The organism is Galbibacter marinus, from assembly GCF_000300875.1.
GTDB lineage: Bacteria > Bacteroidota > Bacteroidia > Flavobacteriales > Flavobacteriaceae > Galbibacter > Galbibacter marinus.
This window is the reverse complement of sequence record NZ_AMSG01000056.1, coordinates 1-2,140: the sequence shown is the minus strand read 5'-3', so window position 1 is coordinate 2,140 and position 2,140 is coordinate 1. Positions and strand designations below refer to the sequence as shown.

General features: G+C 38.0%; 2 protein-coding genes. Both read left to right on the top strand.

Going from position 1 to position 2,140, the window contains the following annotated elements; all coding sequences use genetic code 11:
- Positions 1 to 281, top strand: a 281-nt coding sequence (locus I215_RS15520) for an RNA-guided endonuclease TnpB family protein (RefSeq protein ID WP_008992940.1), incomplete at its 5' end; no start/stop codon positions are given.
- A 595-nt stretch (positions 282 to 876) separates the two neighbouring features.
- On the top strand, positions 877 to 2,140 hold a 1,264-nt coding region (locus I215_RS15515), incomplete at its 3' end, for a SprB repeat-containing protein (protein ID WP_008992939.1).

The following is a 2,140-nucleotide window of genomic DNA, read 5'->3' as shown; positions in this document are numbered from 1 at the left end:
ACAGTAGATTAGACACCTTACATAAGGTCAGCTATGAATTGGTTAAAAACAATCAAGTAATAGCTATTGAAGACTTGAACGTAAAGGGAATGGTCAAAAACAGAAAATTAGCCAAACACATTTCGGATGTAAGTTGGGGGAATTTTGTAAAACTACTTCATTATAAGTGCCACTGGTATGGTCGTGAACTTATAATGGTAGATAGGTACTTCCCTTCATCAAAGACTTGTAATGCCTGTGGATGGATAAATAAAGAATTAAACCTTTCTGATAGAGAATAGACCCAGCAGCAATGGTCATCACTTAGACCGTGATTTGAATGCTGCAAAGAACATCCTAAAAGAAGGGTTAAAACTATATCGGCAGGGACTGTCGATTACAAAGGTGGAGGATGATTCAGTCTACTACGGTAGCACGTCCGTTGAAACCCGAAGCCTATCTATCGCATTAGCGTAGATGGGTAAGTTCACATAGCATTTTATCATGAAATAGTACTAGTAAAATTATTTAATACTCTCTTTTTAGAGATCTGCCTTATTGAAAAAAATGATCATCAAGCATTAAATCACCACAACAACAAGATGATTTCTCAAAATGAAGCATGTCATTCATCGTAGAAATCGGCCCATATATCCAGTTAATTCTAAGCCAATTACAAGTCAACGAAAATAAGAAGCCATTCATCACCAAGTTGCATTTCAAGGTTAGACTCCTACTTAATTTTGATCTCGATTAACCAACCCTACATCGCCGATAATCTGTAAAGCACGCAGGTGCTTTGCAGATTATTATTACAACCTCTTATGCTAAAATAAAAGATAAATGCCCTAAATATTTATCATGACTAACTGCTTACAGTAAAACCAACCCTGTAGCATGAAAATTATTAATTTATTCCTGTTTTGTAGCTTTTTTATCGGGTTTTCAAATCCCGTAGATAACAAAATAACGATCTCTAACCAAGCAACTCAGTGCACTGTAACGGTCAGTGTTACTCATTCGAGCTGTACCATTAATGGTATTTCATCAGAGGACGGAACCATTAAGGTAGAAGCCTCTGCAACTTCAGGTAAAACTGCAATTAAGTGGAGTAGTAATACCAACAGTAACCTTAATCAGGATAAATGGGAGCAAACTAACCTAAAACCCGGCGAATATGACATTGAGGTTTTTCATAATGATAAGTCAGTTTACCATCAGAAGCACATTATTAATGCTCCTGATAGTTTTGATATAAGCATCGAGAAAACTGACAACCGCTGTTTTGGGGATAAGACAGGTAGTATTTCGATTGATGCTACTGGCGGAACTCCACCGTATCAATATTCTATTGACGAAGGAGAAAATTTCAACAATAATCCAATATTTGAAAAACTTCCAGCAGGAAATTATCCAGTAATGGTAAAGGACGCTAATAATTGCATAGTTTCTGCAACCATCCGAATTGGCCAAGGAAGGTACTTTTCCATTTCACACCCCGAATCCATAGAAATAGAAGCTTGTACAAGTCAAAAAGAAATCAACGAAGCCTTCACCTCTTGGCTCGCTAAATTTAAGCATTACGGAGGCACCGAACCATTAAACGAAAATCTTGAACATGATCCCATTCCCGGTCCATGTGGAGGAAGCTCAAAGGTGACCTATACGGTAGTAGACGATTGTGGTATTGAAAAAACATGTGAAGCAACCTTTACGGTACTTGAAAAGGATGATCTAGAGATTATCACCGAAGCACAACCATTGACAGTCTCATGTGAAAGTGATCCACAGACAGCATTCCAACAATGGTTAACCAATAATGGAAATGCGAAGGCTACAAGCACCTGTGATATTGTCTGGTCAAATAACTATTCTGAGGAACTTTGGGATAATACCTGTGAAAACTCCAAAAACATCACTGTAACCTTCACGGCATTTAATGGATGCGGGGAATTAGAAACCACTGCAATGTTTTCCATTGAAGACACCACTGCTCCAGTACTAAGTGATACCCCAGAAGACATCATTGTAGCTTGCGATAATATACCCGAAGCAGTAATACTGACAGCTATAGATAATTGTGATGACACAGTTAGTGTTGAATTTGAAGAAAAATCAACCACAGATGGGTGTAAGAGTACCCTAGAGCGTATATGGACGG